Origin of the sequence: Streptomyces sp. NPDC001339 (assembly GCF_042895955.1) — a bacterium.
In the GTDB taxonomy this organism is placed as follows: Bacteria; Actinomycetota; Actinomycetes; order Streptomycetales; family Streptomycetaceae; genus Streptomyces.
Map to the genome: position 1 here is coordinate 169,957 of NZ_JBIAWT010000002.1, position 17,291 is coordinate 187,247.

Genomic DNA, 17,291 nt, shown 5'->3' on the forward strand with positions numbered 1-17,291 from the left:
ATGGCCACGGGATACGCGGAGCTTCTCAGGACCCGGCATGCGGCGCGGCTGCTGGGGGGAACGCTGGTCGGCAGGCTGCCGAACGCCACCGCGGCGCTGGCCGTCGTCCTGTTCGCACGGGACGCGGGCGCCGGCTATCCGCTCGCCGGTTCGCTCTCCGCGGTCTACGGCGTCTGCACGGCGATCGGCCAGCCGCTGCTCGGCCGGGCCGTCGACCACTACGGTCAGCCGCGGGTGATGCTGCCCGCCTCGGTGGTCTCCGCCCTCGGGATGACACTCTTCGCCTTCGTCGGCCTCGATCCCCTGTGGCTCGCGTATGCGGCCCTGGCGGTCGCCGGTTTCTTCACCCCGCCGCTGGAGGGCGGCCTCCGGGCGCTGTGGCCGGGGGTGCTCCGGCGCCCGGACCGGGTGCATGCCGCGTATGCGCTGGATGCGGTGGCGCAGGAAGTCATGTTCGCGGCGGGGCCGTCGCTGGTGACGCTGTTCGGGGCGTTCTGGTCGCCGGGGGGAGCGCTGCTGGTCATCAATGCGGTCGGGGTGCTCGGTGCGCTCTCCGTCGTCGTGTCGCCGCCGTCCCGGCGGTGGCGCAGTGAGCCGCGGGACGCGCACTGGCTGGGTGCGCTGCGCTCGGCCGGGATGCTGGTGGTGCTCGGTACGTTCTTCTTCGTCGGGCTGGCGCTCGGCGGGATGGAGGTCTCGGCGGTGGCCTACGCGGAGGAGCGCGGCGGGGGGATGATCTCCAGTCTTCTGCTGTCCGCGCTCGGTGCCGGGGCGCTGGTGGGCGGCCTGGTCTACGGTGCCCGGGAGTGGCCGGGGCGGCCGGAGAGCCGGCTGCGGCTGCTGATCGGGCTGCTGGCGCTGGGGTATCTGCCGCTGGCGCTGACTCCCGGGGTCGCCGGCATGGCGGCGCTGACGGGGTGTGCGGGGGTGTTCCTGGCGCCTTCGCTGGCGTGTGCGTTCGTGGTGGTGGACCGGCATGCGCCCAAGGGCACGGTGACGGAGGCGTTTTCGTGGATCGTGACGACGTTCCTGGTCGGTGCGGCGGTGGGCTCCTCGGTGGTGGGACCGGCAGTGCAGGGCGGTGGTCCGGCGGCGGGATTCGCGGTGTCGGGCGCCGGAGGGGTCACGGCGCTGCTCGTCCTTTTGTCGACGAAGCGATTTCTCGGGGATCCGGTGAAGGGTGGGGCGGGTGCGCTCCCGGCGGAAAATGATCGGAACGGGGCTGTCGAACCCGGTTTCAGAGCAGGCCGTCAGGCGTAATGTTCAGTCATGGACCGCCGCATTTTCGGGCTGGAGAACGAGTACGGCGTCACGTGCACGTTCAGGGGACAGCGCCGACTGTCGCCTGACGAAGTGGCGCGGTACCTCTTCCGCCGTGTCGTGTCATGGGGCCGCAGCAGCAATGTCTTCCTGCGGAACGGCGCCCGCCTGTACTTGGACGTGGGTTCGCACCCGGAATATGCAACTCCCGAGTGCGACAACGTGACCGAGCTGGTCACGCACGACAAGGCGGGTGAGCGCATTCTCGAGGGTCTGCTCGTCGATGCCGAGCGTCGCCTGCACGAGGAGGGAATCGCGGGCGACGTCTATCTGTTCAAGAACAACACCGATTCGGCGGGAAACTCGTACGGCTGCCACGAGAATTATCTCGTCGCCCGGCACGGTGAGTTCTCGCGGCTCGCGGACATCCTGATTCCGTTCCTGGTCACCCGCCAGTTGCTGTGCGGTGCGGGCAAGGTGCTGCAGACTCCGCGGGGTGCGGTGTACTGCGTCAGCCAGCGCGCGGAGCACATCTGGGAGGGGGTCTCGTCGGCGACGACCCGTTCGCGTCCGATCATCAATACCCGGGACGAGCCGCATGCGGACGCCGAGCGGTACCGCCGGCTGCATGTCATCGTCGGTGATTCGAACATGTCCGAGACGACGATGATGCTGAAGGTCGGCGCCACGGATCTGGTGCTGCGGATGATCGAGGCCGGTACGGTCATGCGCGATCTGACGCTGGAGAATCCGATCCGGGCTATCCGTGAGGTCAGCCATGACATCACGGGGCAGCGCAAGGTGCGGCTGGCCAGCGGGCGTGAGGCGTCCGCGCTCGAGGTCCAGCAGGAGTACTACGAAAAGGCGGTGGATTTCTGCGAGCGCCGCGGTATCCGTACGGGCTTCGTGGAGCGGGTGCTGGAGCTGTGGGGCCGTACGCTGGAGGCGGTCCGGAGCGAGGATCTGGACCGGGTCGCGACCGAGATCGACTGGGTGATGAAGTATCAGCTCATCGAGCGGTACCGGGCGAAGAACAACATCACCATGTCCCATCCGCGGGTGGCGCAGATAGACCTCGCCTATCACGACATTCACCGTCGCCGGGGCCTTTACTACCTTCTGGAGCGGAAGGGCCAAGCCGCGCGGATCTGCAATGACTTGAAGATCTTCGAGGGCAAGTCGGTGCCGCCGCAGACGACTCGGGCGCGGCTGCGCGGTGACTTCATTCGCCGGGCCCAGGAGCAGCGCCGTGATTTCACGGTCGACTGGGTGCACCTCAAGCTCAATGACCAGGCGCAGCGTACGGTCCTGTGCAAGGACCCGTTCCGTTCGGTGGACGACCGGGTGGAGAAGCTGATCGCCGGGATGTGAGGCCGTGCCGGGCGCCGCACGGCCGCGGCCGCTGGGGCACCGGTCGCCACACGGGGCGCCGTACGGATCTCGTGCGGTGCCCCGCGTGCGTCGTAGAGTGTGCCGACTTGTACTCGAAGGAACCCGAGGATCACTGTGCGACGCCGACTCGCTGCTCTGCTCATGGTGCCGGCTCTGGCGCTCACCGCTACGGCCTGTGGGGGTGACGACGACAAGAAGAGCGAAGCGGAGAAGACTGGTTCTTCTTCGTCCCCGAAGGCGCCCGAAGCTCCCAAGCCCGTTGACTCGGCGGCGCCGATGCCGAAGGTCGGCGGTGCCGAGGGCAAGAAGGCCACGATCGACGTGCCCAAGGGCGACCCGTCGGGCAAGTTCGTCGTGCACACGCTCACCAAGGGCGACGGCGCCGAGGTCAAGAAGGGCGATCTGGTGTCGATGAACTACACCGGCAAGCTCTGGAAGGGCGGCAAGGACCTCGGCAGCTCCTATGACCAGGGCGGCGCGCAGCTGGTCACGGCCGGTTCGGACGCCGCGATCGCGGCGTTCTCGAAGGCGCTGGTGGGCCAGAAGGAGGGCAGCCGCGTCCTGGTGGTCGCTCCGCCGTCCGCGGCGTGGGGCGATCAGGGCAACCCGCAGGCGGGCGTGTCCGGCACCGACACCCTGGTCTTCGCACTCGACGTGGGCAAGATCACCCCGAAGATGGCCAAGGGCACCCAGGCCGACATCCCGTCGGATCTGCCGCAGATCAAGGCGGACAAGGAGGAGCCCGCCACGATCTCGATCCCGAAGAACGATCCGCCGAAGAAGCTGGTCGACAAGGTCCTCATCGAGGGCAAGGGGGCCGAGATCAAGAGCGGCCAGCGGGTGACCATGCAGTACAGCGGCGCCGCCTGGAAGATCAACGAGGGCAAGCCCAAGGCCGCGCTCTTCGACTCGTCCTGGAAGACGGGCCAGCCCTTCACCACCGCGATCGGCCAGGGCCAGGTCATCGAGGGCTGGGACAAGGGCATCGTCGGCAAGCACGTCGGCGACCGGGTGCTGCTGGTGATCCCGCCGGACCAGGCGTACGGCAAGGAGAACAAGGGCAAGGAGCTGCCGGCCGACTCGACGCTGGTGTTCGTGGTCGACATCCTGAGCGCGGCCTGATCTGCGGTACCGGCAAGATCTGCGAGACTGGCCAGGTAATCGTAAAGATTCGTAAGTAGGAGCACATTCGTGAGCATCGACAAGCCCGAGATCGACTTTCCTGAGGGTCCGGTTCCGACCGATCTGGAGATCGTGGACCTGTGGGAGGGCGACGGGCCGGTCGCCAAGGCCGGGGCCATGGTCTCGGTCCACTACGTCGGCGTCTCCTACAGCACCGGCGAGGAGTTCGACGCGAGCTGGAACCGCGGCAAGCCGCTGCAGTTCCAGCTGGGCGCCGGCCAGGTCATCCCGGGCTGGGACCAGGGCGTGCAGGGCATGAAGGTCGGCGGCCGCCGCCGGCTGACCATTCCGCCGCACCTGGCGTACGGCGAGCGCGGCGCGGGCGGCGGCCGGATCGCCCCGAACGAGACGCTGATCTTCGTCTGCGACCTGGTCTCGGTCTGAGTCTCGGTCCGAGACACCTGTAGGTCACCGTCCGTACGGGCACCGACCGCTTCCGAGGACCCGTGCCACCCCTGGCACGGGTCCTCGGGTTTTCCCGTACGTGTCCCGAGCGGTACGGTCAGCGATCGGGAAGTTCCACGAGAAAGGGCGTCGATGGCCATTGCCAAGGCCGAGCGGCTGATGAACCTGGCGCTGTGCCTGCTGGGGACGCGACGCCCGCTGACCAAGCGCGAGCTGAGAGACTCGATCGAGGCCTACGTCGAGGCCTTCGGGCCGGGGAGGGGTGCGGCCTTCGGGCCGGGGAGGGGTGCGGCCTTCGGGCCGGGCAGAGGTGCGGCCCCCGCGTCGGGCAGAGGCGCGGCCGGCAGTGACGACTCCTTCAACCGCATGTTCGAGCGGGACAAGGACGATCTGCGCGAGCTCGGCCTGGTCATCGAGACCGTCGAGGGCATCGACGGCGAGATCGGCTACCTGGCCCGCCGGGACAGCAACCGGCTGCCCCCGATCACCCTGGACGCCGAGGAGGCCGCCGCCCTCGGGCTCGCCGCCAAGGTCTGGCAGCAGGCCCGTCTGGCCGGCGCGGCCAGCGGTGCCCTGCAGAAGCTGCGCGCCGCCGGGATGCCGCTGGCCGAGGACGGCGGGGAGGACTACGACGCCGGACCGCCGCACAGCGCCCTCGAACCCCGCATCCCCGCCCATGAGGCGGCCTTCGAGCCGTTGATGCTGGCCTGCCGTGACCGCCGCCCGGTCGTCTTCGACTACCGCAAGTCGACCGCCGCGCACCCGGAGCAGCGGCAGGTCGAGCCGTGGATCCTGGAGTGCTGGCGCGGGCACTGGTACGTCGCCGGCTGGGACCGCGGACGTAAGGCGGAGCGGGTCTTCCGGCTCTCCCGGATCACCGGCAAGGTCCGTTCCCGGCAGGGCAAGTTCACCGCTCCGGTGCCCGATCACGTCACCGTACGGGAGACCGTGGAGAGCTGGGCGGGGGAGACCGCCACCGGCACCGCGCGGATCAGACTCCGGGCCGAGCACGGCTATCCGCTGCGCGCCCGGGCGCTGTCCGTGCGCGAGCTGGGCGACGGCTGGGACGAGCTGGAGATCCCCTACGGTCATGGACTCGACGCCTGGCTCGTGGAGTTCGGCCCGGATGCGGTGGTGCTGGAACCGGCCGAGCTGCGGGCCGATGTCGTCGACCGGCTGCGTGCCGTGGCCAAGGGCTGAGAGGGACGGGACGCGGACTCATGGCTTCCAACGCGATCGACCAGACCCGGCGGATGCTGTCGCTGGTGACGTACCTGCGGGAGCGCCCCGGCGCCCGGGTCGGCGATGTCGCCCGCGCCTTCGGCATCACCGAGGACGAGCTGATCGCCGATCTCGACGTGCTGCCGATGTGCGGGACGAGCTTCCGCGGCGGCGACCTGCTCGACATCGACACCGACGGCGACCGGATCTGGTGGCACAACCCCGACGATGTCGCCGAGCCGCTGCGGCTGGCCGCCGACGAGGCGACCGCGCTGCTGGTCGCGGCGCGCGCGGTGGCGACCCTGCCGGGGCTGCGGGAGGGCGACCGGCAGGCGCTGCTGCGGGCCACCGCCAAGCTGGAGGCGGCGGCCGGTGAGGCGGCCGGCGCCAGTTCCCGGCTCTCGGTGACGTTCGAGTCGGAGGGCGGGGTGTTCGCCGACGTCGACCGGGCGATCGCCGAGCGGCGCAGGCTGTGGCTGCGCTACTACTCCCCGGCCCGCGACGAGCTGACCGAGCGCGAGGTGGACCCGATCCGGCTGTTCGCCGTCGGCCATACGTACATGGAGGCCTGGTGCCGGCTCTCGGAGGCCCGGCGCACCTTCCGGCTCGACCGGGTCGCCGAGATCAAGCTGCTGGACGCGCCGGCCGATCCGCCGCCGGTCGAGCTGCGGGACCTGTCGGAGGGGCTGGTGCAGCCGGCCGCCGAGGATCCCGAGGTGTCGGTCGAGGTCGGTCCGGGCGGACGCTGGGTCGCCGAGTACTACCCGCACGACAGCGCCGAGGAGCTCCCCGACGGCGGGCTGCGGATCACCCTGCGCACCCCCGATCCGGCCTCGCTGCGGCGGCTGGCGCTGCGGTTGGGCCGGGACGGCCGGATCGTGGCGCCGCAGGCGCTCGCGGACAGCGCCCGGCGCGCGGCGGAGCAGGCGCTCGCGGCGTACGGCGAGTGAGCGAGCACAGCGAGCTCACCCTCAAGAGGTGCGCGCGCCGGGCATGCGGGGCCGGGCGAAGCGAGGTATCGGCATGAGCGGTGCGCGGGGTGCGGGGAGAAGGCGGAGGCAGCGAGGGATGACGACCACGATGGCGGGCGCGACCGCTCCGGTGCTGTTCAAGGCGGCCTGCCCGGACTGCCGGGGCCGCTTCGAGCTGGACTCGGACGCCTTCCGGCTGGCGATCGGGGCCAGCCGGCGCACCACCTTCTACTCCTTCACCTGCCCCGACTGCGGCCGGGCGGTCCGCAAGCCGGCCGGGGAGCGGATCGTCGAACTGCTCACCGGCGGCGGGGTGCGCACGCTGCGGCTCCACACGGGCTGACGGACGGGCTCGGCGCCGTACGGCTGACCGGCGGGCTCGTGGCGCGACCGATAGGCTCGCCCCATGCTCTGGCCCATGATCGCAATCACCCTCGGCTTCCTCGGGATCGCCGTGCTCGGCATCCTCGCCGTCCGCGTCTTCGTCGAGGTGCGACGGCTGGCACGGCAGGTGGGGGCGGCGTCGGAGCGGATCCAGCGGGCGGCCGACGATCTCGAGCGGGCGGCCGTGCCACTGGCCTCGCGGCTGCACGGGGCCGGCCGGGACTGACCCCGGCCCCGGTCGTCGGCCGGCCGTGGACGTTGCCGAGCGGTGCCGGGAGCCTGCTCCGGCGGGGAGCGGAGAGGTAGGCTGGCCGGCGGTTCGGGCAGTGCGGCGCTCTCGGCAATCGGGAGTACGCAAGGGGATTGCCCGGCGTTCACCACCGAACGTTACGATCGACGCAGCACCAGTACGCCAGACCGACCCATCGGCAGGCAACCAGCAGACGCCGCCCCGGCGAGAAGGTAGTCGCACATGCTCAGCAACCTGAGGGCCCCCGAGATCATCCTGATCCTCGTTGTCATTGTGCTGCTGTTCGGCGCGAAGAAGCTTCCGGACATGGCGCGTTCGCTCGGCAAGTCCGCTCGCATCCTCAAGAGCGAGGCCAAGGCGATGAAGAAGGACGGCGGCGAGACGGACGGCGGTGCCGCGGGCACGGCGTCCGAGGCTTCCGCCGAGGCGGCCCCGCAGGCTCCTCGTACGATCCAGGCGGCTCCCGGTGACGTGAGCAGCTCGCGCCCCGTGGCCGAGCCGAGCCACGCCACCAAGCAGAGCTGACCGTACCGATCCCGTCGGACCCGTCCGGTCCGGGACGGCTGATGCACGAGACGAGGAAGTGGGTTGCTCAAGTCTGCCCGCAAGCAGAAGCAGCACAAGGACCCCGAGGGGCGGATGCCGCTCGCGGCGCACCTGCGTGAGCTGCGTAACAGGCTGCTGAAGTCGGTGCTGGCGATCGGTGTGGTCACCGTCGTCGCGATGCTCTATTACAAGGAGATCGCACACTTCATCACCGGGCCGACGATCAAGGCCGTGGGCTGTCCCGAGGGCATCACCGGTGCGATGCGTGAGCACCCCTGTGCGCAGGTCTACGCGAACGGTCTGATCGCGCCGTTCACGATCCTGCTGAAGCTCTCCCTCACCACGGGTGTGGTCCTCGCCAGCCCGGTGTGGCTCTACCAGTTCTGGGCCTTCCTCGCGCCGGGTCTGCACGCGCACGAGAAGAAGTACGCGCTGAGCTTCGTCGGCGCCGGTGTGCCGCTCTTCCTCGGCGGCGCCTACCTCGCGTACGCGGTGCTGCCCACCACTGCCGGGGCGCTGGTCGGGCTGACTCCCGAGCAGTGGGGCAACATGTTCCCGGCCGACGAGTTCCTCGACATCGTCACGCGCATGGTCGTGGTCTTCGGCCTCGCCTTCGAACTGCCGCTGCTGCTGGTGCTGCTCAACTTCGGCGGGGTGCTCACCGGGCGCCGGATCCTGAGCTGGTGGCGGTTCATGGTGCTGGGCATCACGATCTTCTCGGCGCTCGCCACGCCGACCGGTGACCCGATGACCATGTGCCTGCTGGCCTCCCCGATCGTTCTGCTGTACTTCGGCGCCGTCGGTGTCTGCCTGCTCAACGACCGCCGTCGCAGGCGGGCCGACCCTGACGCGGAGCTGGACGACGACGAGGCGTCCGAGCTGGATCTGACGCCGTCGGAGGTCGGGGAGATCGAGCCGGTGCCGTCCGCGCGGATGCTGCCGGAGCAGACCGGCCGCGGCGAGGGCGACGACGGGTCGCAGGGACATGGCGGCGTCGGCGGCGGGCGCGCCCCCGGCAGCCCCGGAGGCCCCGGCGGCTACGACGACGTGACGTGAGCGGCCGGCGGTGACGGACCGCGACACCAGGTGACGGCCCCCGTGCTCGACTCGACGAGCCGGGGGCCGTTCGCCCGCACGGGACCGGGCGGCTGTCCGGCGGCGAGGACGGCTGCCCGGCGGTGAGGGGGACTTCGCCGGTGGCCAGTAGCGGTCCCCCATAAAGATCGGGTCGTTGTCAGAGGTGGCCGGTAGGCTCGTAAGCACGATGACCGAGGACATGTCCCCTGCTGAACGCTATGCCGCCGCCAAGCTCCGGGCGGCCGAGCAGGCCACCGCACTCGCCCCCTTCCGCGGGCTGTACGACTTCGATCTGGACCCGTTCCAGGTCGAGGCGTGCCAGGCCCTGGAGGCCGGAAAGGGCGTGCTGGTCGCGGCTCCCACCGGATCCGGCAAGACGATCGTCGGCGAATTCGCCGTCCACCTGGCCCTGGAGCAGGGCCGTAAATGCTTCTACACCACCCCCATCAAGGCGCTGTCCAACCAGAAGTACCTGGACCTGGTCAAGCGTTACGGCGCCGACAAGGTCGGCCTGCTGACCGGCGACAACAGCGTCAACTCCGAGGCCCCGGTGATCGTGATGACCACCGAGGTGCTGCGGAACATGCTGTACGCGGGCTCGCAGTCGCTGGTGGGCCTCGGGTATGTGGTGATGGACGAGGTGCACTACCTCTCCGACCGCTTCCGCGGCGCCGTCTGGGAAGAGGTGATCATCCATCTCCCCGAGTCCGTGACGCTGGTGTCACTGTCCGCGACGGTCTCCAACGCCGAGGAGTTCGGTGACTGGCTGGACACGGTCCGTGGCGACACTGCCGTGATCGTCTCCGAGCACCGCCCGGTGCCGCTGTGGCAGCACGTCCTCGCCGGCCGCCGGATATACGACCTGTTCGAGGAGCGGGACGGCCAGGGCGGCGGCCGCCGGGAGGTCAACCCGGACCTGGAGCGGCTGTCCCGGATGGAGAACAGCCGGCCGACGTTCGGCCGGGACAAGCGCCGGGGCCGGAACATGCGCGAGGCGGACCGCGAGCGCGAGCGGCGGCAGCGCGCCCGGATCTGGACACCGAGCAGGCCCGAGGTCATCGACCGCCTCGACAACGAAGGCCTGTTGCCCGCCATCACGTTCATCTTCAGCCGCGCGGGCTGTGAGGCGGCCGTCCAGCAGTGCCTGTACTCGGGTCTGCGGCTGAACGACGCGGAGGGCCGCGAGCAGGTCCGGCGGATAGTCGAGGCGCGGACGGCCGGCATCCCGGACGACGACCTCCATGTGCTGGGCTACTTCGAGTGGCTGGAAGGCCTGGAGCGCGGTATCGCGGCGCACCACGCCGGCATGCTGCCGACCTTCAAGGAGGTCGTCGAGGAGCTCTTCACCAAGGGCCTGGTCAAGGCCGTCTTCGCCACCGAGACGCTGGCGCTGGGCATCAACATGCCCGCGCGTTCAGTGGTGTTGGAGAAGCTGGTGAAGTGGAACGGCGAGCAGCACGCCGACATCACGCCCGGCGAGTACACCCAGTTGACGGGCCGGGCCGGCCGCCGCGGCATCGACGTCGAGGGCCATGCGGTGGTGCTGTGGCAGCGCGGCATGAACCCGGGAGCCCTGGCCGGCCTGGCCGGCACCCGTACGTATCCGCTCCGCTCCTCCTTCAAACCGTCGTACAACATGGCGGTCAACCTCGTCTCGCAGTTCGGCCGGCACCGTTCGCGGGAGCTGCTGGAGATGTCCTTCGCGCAGTTCCAGGCCGACAAGTCGGTGGTCGGCATCTCCCGGCAGGTGCAGAAGAACGAGGAGGGCCTGGCGGGCTACCGCGGCTCGATGACCTGTCATCTCGGCGACTTTGAGGAGTACTCCCGGCTGCGGCGGGAGCTGAAGGACCGGGAGACGGAGCTGGCCAAGCAGGGCGCGGCGCAGCGGCGGGTGGCGGCCGCGGCGGCCCTGGAGAAGCTGCGGCCCGGCGACGTCATCCACGTGCCGACCGGCAAGTACGCGGGCCTGGCGCTGGTCCTGGACCCCGGTATGCCCTCGGGGCGGACCAACGGCCACCGCGGCTTCGACGCGCAGGACGGCCCGCGGCCGCTGGTGCTGACCGCCGAGCGGCAGGTGAAGCGGCTCGGCGCGATCGACTTCCCGGTCCCGGTCGCCGCACTGGACCGGATGCGGATCCCCAAGTCCTTCAACGCCCGCAGCCCGCAGTCCCGCCGCGATCTGGCGTCCGCGCTGCGGACGAAGGCGGGGCACATCCCGCCGTCGCGGCAACGCAAGCAGCGTTCGGGGGCGGCCGACGACCGGGAGATCTCCCGGCTGCGGACGGCGATCCGCGCGCACCCGTGCCATGGCTGCGCCGAGCGCGAGGACCACGCCCGCTGGGCGGAGCGCTACCACCGGCTGCAGCGTGACACCCGCCAGCTGGAGCGCCGGATCGAGGGCCGGACGAACACCATCGCCCGTACCTTCGACCGGATCTGCGCCCTGCTGACGCAGCTGGACTACCTCGAAGGCGACACGGTCACCGACGAGGGCCGCCGGCTGGCCCGGCTCTACGGCGAGCTGGATCTGCTGGCGAGCGAATGCCTCCGCGAGGGCGTCTGGGAGGGGCTCGGCCCGGCGGAACTGGCGGCCTGCGCCTCGGCGCTGGTGTACGAGGCGCGGCAGGCCGACGACGCGGCGGCACCCAAGCTGCCGTCCGGGAAGGCCCAGGCCGCGCTGGGGGAGATGGTCCGGATCTGGGGCCGGCTGGACGCCCTGGAGGACGACCACGGGATCAGCCAGACGGAGGGCGTCGGCCAGCGCGAGCCCGACCTCGGCTTCGCCTGGGCCGCGTACCGGTGGGCCTCCGGCTTCAGCCTGGACGAGGTGCTCCGCGAGGCGGAGATGCCGGCCGGCGACTTCGTCCGCTGGTGCAAGCAGCTGATCGACGTCCTCGGCCAGATCGCGGCGGCGGCCCCACCGGGCGTAGCGCGCGCGGCGCGCCAGGCGGTGGAGGGGGTTCTGCGGGGCGTGGTGGCCTACTCCTCCGTGGGTTAACCGTCCGCTGCGCTTGCGCTCCGCTAGGGGCTTCCCACGTTGTCGGCTGCGGCGCCGTACCTCCGTTTCGCCGTTGCGCCTGCGGCGGGCGTGGTTGGTCGGGTGCGGGTCCGCTCCTCCGGACTTCGTCCTGCGGAGCGGCCCCTCTCGGGAGTGGGAGGAAGAACGGTGAGTGGGGGTGTGCGCAAGTGGTCCACTGCGCGCACGTAAGGGATCACGTACGCCCCCACCGGTCTTCTTCCACCCACCCACGGGAGGGGGCGCACCGCAGAACGAAGTTCGGAGGGGCGCACCCGTGACGTACAGCCCCGCGCAGCGGCAACGGCCCGCCGCCAGGCGCCACGGCGGGAAAGCTAAAAACGTGGGAATCAAGCCAAGCGCAGCGGACGGGCGCAACGGCGAGCAACAAGCACGGCGCCGCAGCCGACAACGTGGGGATTACGCCGAGCGCAGCTCTTGTTCGGACTCCACCTGCTGGTTCCACGCCCGCTTGGACGCCTGCCAACCGTCCTCGTTGTGGCCGCTGCGCCAGTAGCCCGAAATGGAGAGAGCCTCGCGGGGGACGTGGCGTTCGACGCGCAGGAGGTGGCGGAGTTCCTTGACGAAGCCGGCTTCGCCGTGCACGAACGCCTGGACCTGGCCGGGCGGGAAGGTCAACGCCCGTACGGCGGCGACCAGTTCGCGGCCGACGGGGGCGGTGCCGCGGTGGAGCCAGGTGATCTCGGCGCCGGCCGGCACGTCGAGCTCCTGGTGTTCCTCGGGTCCCGCCACCTCGATGAAGGCGTGTACGGGAACGCCGGCCGGTATCCGGGCGAGGGAGGCGGCGATGGCCGGGAGGGCGCTCTCGTCGCCGGCCAGCAGATGCCAGTCCGCCGTGGGGGCGGGGGCGTAGGCGCCGCCGGGGCCGAGGAGGAAGATCTCGTCGCCCGGCCGGGCGGCGGACGCCCACGGTCCGGCCAGTCCCTCGTCGCCGTGCACCACGAAGTCCACGGCCAGTTCGCGGCGTTCGGCGTCCCAGGCGCGCACGGTGTACGTGCGGGTTCTGGGCCACCGGTTGCGCGGGAGTTCGGCGCGGATCTGCGCGATGTCGAACGGTTCCGGGTAGCGCACTCCGGGAAGCGGGAAGACCAGCTTGACGTAGTGGTCGGTGTACTCGCCGGCCGTGAACTCCGCCAGCCCGTCGCCGCCGAGCACCACGCGGACCATATGCGGGGTGAGCTGCTCGGTGCGCTGTACCCGGGCCCGGTGCAGGGTGGGCTTCTTGCGGGTCGGACGCTCTGCTGCTGCCACGGCGACTCCCTGACATGAGACTTGTTAGGTATACCTAAGCTAACAGGTCGTCGGTGCTGGTGGATCACCGGTTTCGGGCAGTAGTACCAGGCTGAAGGGCGGGTCCTCGCCGGCTACCGGCGGAGTGCGGCCAGCAGACGCTGCAGGGCGCCGCCGAGGCCCCACTGGGCCGCCAGGGCCTCCAGGCGCTCGGGATCGGCCGGATCGGCGGGGAGGGTGTGGTCGATGTCGGGGACGGGGGCGTCGTCGGCCACCTTGACGACCTTCGGCGCGACCTCGACGTAAGGGCGTGCCGTCAGCAGGCGCGTGCGCTGCGCGGGGGTCACCTTCGAGGCCGGGTCCTCGGCGGCGGCCATGATGCCCGCGAGATCGCCGTAGGCGGCCAGCAGCTTGGCGGCGGTCTTCTCGCCGATGCCCGGTACGCCCGGCAGGCCGTCGCTGGGGTCGCCGCGCAGCAGTGCCAGGTCGGCGTAGCCGGGGCCGTCCACGCCGTACTTCTCGCGGAGCAGGGCCTCGTCGGTGAGCTGGAGGGTGCCGACGCCCTTGAGGGGGTAGAGGACGCGGATGCCGCGCCGGTCGTCGACGAGCTGGAAGAGGTCGCGATCGCCGGTGACGATGTCGACCGGGCCGTCGGCCCGTGCGGTCAGGGTGCCGATGATGTCGTCCGCCTCGTAGCCGGCCGCGCCGATACGGGCGATGCCGAGCGCGTCCAGGACGTCCTCGATGATCGGGACCTGCGGGGAGAGGGTGTCGGGGATCTCCTCCGTGTCGGGTTCCGCGGATCCGGCCGGGGCCTCCTCGGCCACCCGGTGCGCCTTGTAGGTGGGGATCAGGTCGACCCGCCACTGGGGGCGCCAGTCGGCGTCCATGCAGGCGACCAGGTCATCGGGGTGGTGGTCCTGGACGAGCCGGGCGATGAAGTCCAGCAGGCCGCGTACCGCGTTCACCGGGGTGCCGTCCGGGGCCCTGACCGAATCCGGTACCCCGAAATAGGCGCGGAAGTAGAGGGAGGCGGTGTCGAGGAGCATCAGGCGTCGAGTCACATCCCGCATGATGCCGTATGCCCCTTACGTCACACCGATGTGATCTGCCGCACTGTCGAGTTTGAGCCTTTTATGGCCGGGCAGGCGCGCACCTGGAGTGGACCCGGAGGAGTTTCAACCTTTTACCGGTGGAAGACGGGCGGACCCCGTACGCTCCACGACCTGCCTGCGGGGGTGGCAGGTCGTTTTACGTGCGACCAGAGAGGTATATGTGTCCAGGCTGCAAGCCGAGCACCTGTACAAGGTGTTCGGCAGACGACCCGAGGACGCGGTCCGCAAGCTCCAGGCCGGTGCCGGCCGGGACGAACTGCGGGCCGAAGGCATCACCGCCGCCGTGATCGACGCCTCGATCGAGGTGGACGAGGGCCAGATCTTCGTCGTCATGGGTCTGTCCGGATCCGGTAAGTCGACGCTGCTGCGCATGCTCAACGGGCTGCTGGAGCCGACCGCGGGCACCGTGCGCTTCGACGGCCAGGACCTCACCTCGCTCAGCGACAAGGAGCTGCGCGCGGTCCGCTCCGAGAAGATCTCCATGGTCTTCCAACACTTCGCGCTCTTCCCGCACCGCAGTGTGCTGGAGAACGCCGCCTACGGCCTGGAGGTGCGGGGCATACCGCGCGCCGAGCGCGAGGAGCGCGCCGCCGAGGCGCTGGCCCTCGCCGGGCTCAAGGGCTGGGAGAAATCCTGGCCCGACGAGCTGTCCGGCGGTATGCAGCAGCGCGTGGGCCTCGCCCGGGCGCTGGCCACCGACGCCGATCTGCTGCTGATGGACGAGTCCTTCAGCGCGCTCGACCCGCTGATCCGCCGCGATATGCAGGATCAGCTGCTGGAGCTCCAGAAGACCCTGAAGAAGACCATCGTCTTCATCACCCATGACCTGAACGAGGCGATGCGGCTCGGCGACAAGATCGCCGTGATGCGGGACGGCCGGATCGTGCAGACCGGCAGCGCCGAGGACATCCTCGTCCGGCCCGCCAACGACTACGTCGCCTCCTTCATCCAGGACGTGGACCGCAGCCGGGTGCTCACCGCCGGTGCGGTGATGACCGAGGTCGGCTCGGTGCTCGGCGGGACGGCACCGGACGGCGGGAAGCTCGGCACGGTCGAGGACTTCCGGGCCGCGGCGCCGGCCACCGTCGGCCTCGACACCCCTCTGGTGGAGCTGTTCGCGCCCTGCTCGGCCAGCAGCGTGCCGGTCGCGGTGACCGACGCCGAGGGTGCCGTGGTCGGCGCCGTGCCGGCCGAGCGGCTGCTGGCGGTGCTCGGCGAGCCGGGACCCGGCCGGCCGGACGGACCCGACGCACCGGACGCGGCGGTGGCCGCCGCGGTCCCCGCGCAGTCGGAGGGTCAGTCCGAGGGCAAGGTGACCGCCCGTGCCTAGGATCCAGGTAGGCAGCTGGGCGAACGACGCCGTCAACTGGCTGCGGGACAACCTCGACTGGCTCTTCAGCTGCGTCACCACGGTGCTGAACGGCCTCTACGACGCGATCCACTCGGTGCTCGCCGCGCCCGCACCGCTGCTGCTGGCCGGCATCCTCGCGGTGCTCGCCTGGTGGCTGCGCGGGCTGCCGGCCGCCGTGCTCACCTTCCTCGGCTTCGCGCTGATCGACTCGATGCAGCAGTGGGGCCCGACCATCGAGTCGCTCTCCCTGGTGCTGGTGGCCTGCCTGATCACCGTCGCGGTCGCGGTACCGCTCGGTATCTGGGCGGCCCGCAGCCGGGTCGTCGGCGGGGCGCTGCGCCCCGTCCTGGACCTGATGCAGACCATGCCGGCGATGGTCTACCTCATCCCCGGCATCCTCTTCTTCGGCCTCGGCGTGGTGCCCGGCATCGTCGCCACCATCGTCTTCTCGATGCCGCCCGCGGTCCGGATGACCGAGCTGGGCATCCGGCAGGTCGACGAGGAGCTGGTCGAGGCGGCCGAGGCGTTCGGCACCCACCCGCGGCGGACGCTCTTCCGTGTCCAGCTGCCGCTGGCGCTGCCCACGATCATGGCCGGAATCAACCAGGTCATCATGCTCGCCCTGTCCATGGTCGTCATCGCCGGCATGGTCGGCGGCGGCGGTCTGGGCTCCTCCGTCTACAACGCGATCAGCTCGGTCAATGTGGCCCTGGGCGCCGAGGCCGGCCTCGCGGTCGTCATCCTCGCCATGTACCTGGACCGGATGACCGGCGCGCTCAACCAGCGGGTCTCCCCGCTCGGCCGGCGCGCGCTGGCCAAGGCGCAGGCGTCGCTCGGCGGGCTGAAGTTCCTGCGGTGGCGGCCCGCCACCTCGATGGCGATGGCCGGTGTGGTGGTGCTCGCGCTGATCGCCGGCGGGATGAGCGTCTTCGCCAAGGACGGCGGCACGGCCGGCGGCGGCAGCGGCCGGCCGATCCGCCTGGGTTACGTCAACTGGGACGAGGGCAAGGCCACCACGTACCTGTGGAAGGAGATCCTGGAGCAGCGCGGATACCGGCCCCAGGTGCAGGCCCTGGAGGCAGGCCCGCTCTTCGCCGGGCAGGCCCAGGGCGATCTGGACGTGCAGACCAACGCCTGGCTGCCGACCACCCACGCCTCGTACTGGGAGAAGTACCAGAACCAGCTGGAGGACCTCGGCGCCTGGTACGACAAGACCTCGCTGGAGATCGCGGTCCCGTCGTACGTCAAGGACGTCAAGACCCTCGACGACCTCAAGGGCAGGGCCGCGGAGTTCGGCGGCCGGATCACCGGAATCGAGCCGGGCGCCGGCGAGATGAAGATCCTCAAGGACAAGGTCCTGGGGGACTACGGCCTGGGTGGCGAGTACTCCGTCCAGGAGTCCAGCACCGCGTCGATGCTCAGCGAACTGGACCGCGCCGTCCACCAGAAGAAGCCGATCGCGGTCACGCTGTGGTCGCCGCACTGGGCGTACGACAAGTACCCGCTCACCAAGCTGAAGGACCCCAAGGGCTCCTTCGGCTCCGGTGACAGCCTGCACCTGCTGGGCCGTAAGGGCTTCGCCCAGGACGAGCCCGAGGTCGCCCGGTGGATGAAGAACTTCCACCTGGACGAGAAGCAGCTCACCAGCCTGGAGAACGAGGTCAAGACGGCCGGCGAGGGCCATGAGCAGGACGGTGTGCGCGCCTGGCTGAAGAAGAACCCCGGCCTGGTCGACACCTTCGCGCCGGCCGGCAAGGCCCCGTCCGGCAAGGCCTCGTCCGCCAAGGGCAAGGACGCCGGGAAGTAGAAGAAGGTGGAGGGACGCGGGGAAGCAAGGTTTCAGTGGGTGAGCCGGTGACGTAGGCGATTC

The 17,291-nt window shown here is 70.5% G+C and carries 15 protein-coding genes; 13 read left to right on the top strand and 2 right to left on the bottom strand.

What is annotated here, in order from left to right:
- The 11 genes from ACFY12_RS05945 to ACFY12_RS05995 all read left to right on the top strand — a co-directional run bounded on the left by ACFY12_RS05945 (nucleotide 1) and on the right by ACFY12_RS05995 (nucleotide 11,686).
- Nucleotides 1-1,260, top strand: a complete 1,260-nt coding sequence (locus ACFY12_RS05945; protein ID WP_390714519.1) for an MFS transporter — start codon at nucleotides 1-3, stop codon at nucleotides 1,258-1,260.
- Nucleotides 1,261-1,269: 9 nt separating this feature from the next.
- Nucleotides 1,270-2,631, top strand: a complete 1,362-nt coding sequence (pafA, locus tag ACFY12_RS05950) for a Pup--protein ligase (protein ID WP_390714520.1) — start codon at nucleotides 1,270-1,272, stop codon at nucleotides 2,629-2,631.
- 135 nt (nucleotides 2,632-2,766) lie between these two features.
- Nucleotides 2,767-3,774: an FKBP-type peptidyl-prolyl cis-trans isomerase gene (locus ACFY12_RS05955; RefSeq protein ID WP_390714521.1), complete on the top strand. Its 1,008-nt coding sequence runs from the start codon at nucleotides 2,767-2,769 to the stop codon at nucleotides 3,772-3,774.
- A 69-nt stretch (nucleotides 3,775-3,843) separates the two neighbouring features.
- Entirely contained in the window at nucleotides 3,844-4,218 is a 375-nt protein-coding gene (locus tag ACFY12_RS05960; RefSeq protein WP_390714522.1) for an FKBP-type peptidyl-prolyl cis-trans isomerase, read from the top strand.
- 153 nt (nucleotides 4,219-4,371) lie between these two features.
- On the top strand, nucleotides 4,372-5,439 hold the full coding sequence (locus tag ACFY12_RS05965) for a helix-turn-helix transcriptional regulator (RefSeq protein ID WP_390714523.1): 1,068 nt from the start codon (nucleotides 4,372-4,374) through the stop codon (nucleotides 5,437-5,439).
- Nucleotides 5,440-5,459: 20 nt separating this feature from the next.
- On the top strand, nucleotides 5,460-6,410 hold the full coding sequence (locus ACFY12_RS05970) for a helix-turn-helix transcriptional regulator (RefSeq protein ID WP_390714524.1): 951 nt from the start codon (nucleotides 5,460-5,462) through the stop codon (nucleotides 6,408-6,410).
- Between the two features lie 118 nt (nucleotides 6,411-6,528).
- Complete coding sequence (locus ACFY12_RS05975) at nucleotides 6,529-6,774, top strand: hypothetical protein (RefSeq protein ID WP_390714525.1); 246 nt, start codon at nucleotides 6,529-6,531, stop codon at nucleotides 6,772-6,774.
- 63 nt (nucleotides 6,775-6,837) lie between these two features.
- Nucleotides 6,838-7,041 (top strand): hypothetical protein, encoded by a 204-nt coding sequence (locus tag ACFY12_RS05980; protein ID WP_390714526.1) that lies wholly within the window; start codon nucleotides 6,838-6,840, stop codon nucleotides 7,039-7,041.
- 246 nt (nucleotides 7,042-7,287) lie between these two features.
- On the top strand, nucleotides 7,288-7,590 hold the full coding sequence (tatA, locus tag ACFY12_RS05985; protein WP_390714527.1) for a Sec-independent protein translocase subunit TatA: 303 nt from the start codon (nucleotides 7,288-7,290) through the stop codon (nucleotides 7,588-7,590).
- Between the two features lie 63 nt (nucleotides 7,591-7,653).
- A complete protein-coding gene (gene tatC / locus ACFY12_RS05990) occupies nucleotides 7,654-8,667 on the top strand; it encodes a twin-arginine translocase subunit TatC (RefSeq protein ID WP_390714528.1) in 1,014 nt (337 codons plus the stop codon).
- Between the two features lie 208 nt (nucleotides 8,668-8,875).
- Entirely contained in the window at nucleotides 8,876-11,686 is a 2,811-nt protein-coding gene (locus ACFY12_RS05995) for a DEAD/DEAH box helicase (RefSeq protein ID WP_390714529.1), read from the top strand.
- A 438-nt stretch (nucleotides 11,687-12,124) separates the two neighbouring features.
- On the opposite strand, the gene ACFY12_RS06000 is transcribed toward ACFY12_RS05995, so the two are convergent.
- Both ACFY12_RS06000 and ACFY12_RS06005 read right to left on the bottom strand, forming a co-directional pair.
- Complete coding sequence (locus tag ACFY12_RS06000; protein ID WP_390714530.1) at nucleotides 12,125-12,976, bottom strand: siderophore-interacting protein; 852 nt, start codon at nucleotides 12,974-12,976, stop codon at nucleotides 12,125-12,127.
- Nucleotides 12,977-13,089: 113 nt separating this feature from the next.
- Complete coding sequence (locus ACFY12_RS06005) at nucleotides 13,090-14,004, bottom strand: 5'-3' exonuclease H3TH domain-containing protein (protein ID WP_390715057.1); 915 nt, start codon at nucleotides 14,002-14,004, stop codon at nucleotides 13,090-13,092.
- A 226-nt stretch (nucleotides 14,005-14,230) separates the two neighbouring features.
- Here ACFY12_RS06005 and ACFY12_RS06010 point away from each other — a divergent pair, with 226 nt between their 5' ends.
- Both ACFY12_RS06010 and ACFY12_RS06015 read left to right on the top strand, forming a co-directional pair.
- Nucleotides 14,231-15,400: a glycine betaine/L-proline ABC transporter ATP-binding protein gene (locus tag ACFY12_RS06010; RefSeq protein WP_390714531.1), complete on the top strand. Its 1,170-nt coding sequence runs from the start codon at nucleotides 14,231-14,233 to the stop codon at nucleotides 15,398-15,400.
- Nucleotides 15,393-17,228 (top strand): ABC transporter permease/substrate binding protein, encoded by a 1,836-nt coding sequence (locus ACFY12_RS06015; protein WP_390714532.1) that lies wholly within the window; start codon nucleotides 15,393-15,395, stop codon nucleotides 17,226-17,228. The genes ACFY12_RS06010 and ACFY12_RS06015 overlap by 8 nt, the downstream gene beginning before the upstream one ends.
- Nucleotides 17,229-17,291: the final 63 nt, after the last annotated feature.

Excerpts from the sequence above, each read along its gene's own strand:
- ACFY12_RS05945 (WP_390714519.1), top strand. The coding sequence starts at position 1 with ATGGCCACGGGATACGCGGAGCTTCTCAGGACCCGGCATGCGGCGCGG.
- pafA (WP_390714520.1), top strand. The coding sequence starts at position 1,270 with ATGGACCGCCGCATTTTCGGGCTGGAGAACGAGTACGGCGTCACGTGC.
- ACFY12_RS06005 (WP_390715057.1), bottom strand. The coding sequence starts at position 14,004 with ATGCTCCTCGACACCGCCTCCCTCTACTTCCGCGCCTATTTCGGGGTA.
- ACFY12_RS05980 (WP_390714526.1), top strand. The coding sequence starts at position 6,838 with ATGCTCTGGCCCATGATCGCAATCACCCTCGGCTTCCTCGGGATCGCC.
- ACFY12_RS05975 (WP_390714525.1), top strand. The coding sequence starts at position 6,529 with ATGACGACCACGATGGCGGGCGCGACCGCTCCGGTGCTGTTCAAGGCG.
- tatA (WP_390714527.1), top strand. The coding sequence starts at position 7,288 with ATGCTCAGCAACCTGAGGGCCCCCGAGATCATCCTGATCCTCGTTGTC.
- ACFY12_RS05970 (WP_390714524.1), top strand. The coding sequence starts at position 5,460 with ATGGCTTCCAACGCGATCGACCAGACCCGGCGGATGCTGTCGCTGGTG.
- ACFY12_RS05965 (WP_390714523.1), top strand. The coding sequence starts at position 4,372 with ATGGCCATTGCCAAGGCCGAGCGGCTGATGAACCTGGCGCTGTGCCTG.
- ACFY12_RS05995 (WP_390714529.1), top strand. The coding sequence starts at position 8,876 with ATGACCGAGGACATGTCCCCTGCTGAACGCTATGCCGCCGCCAAGCTC.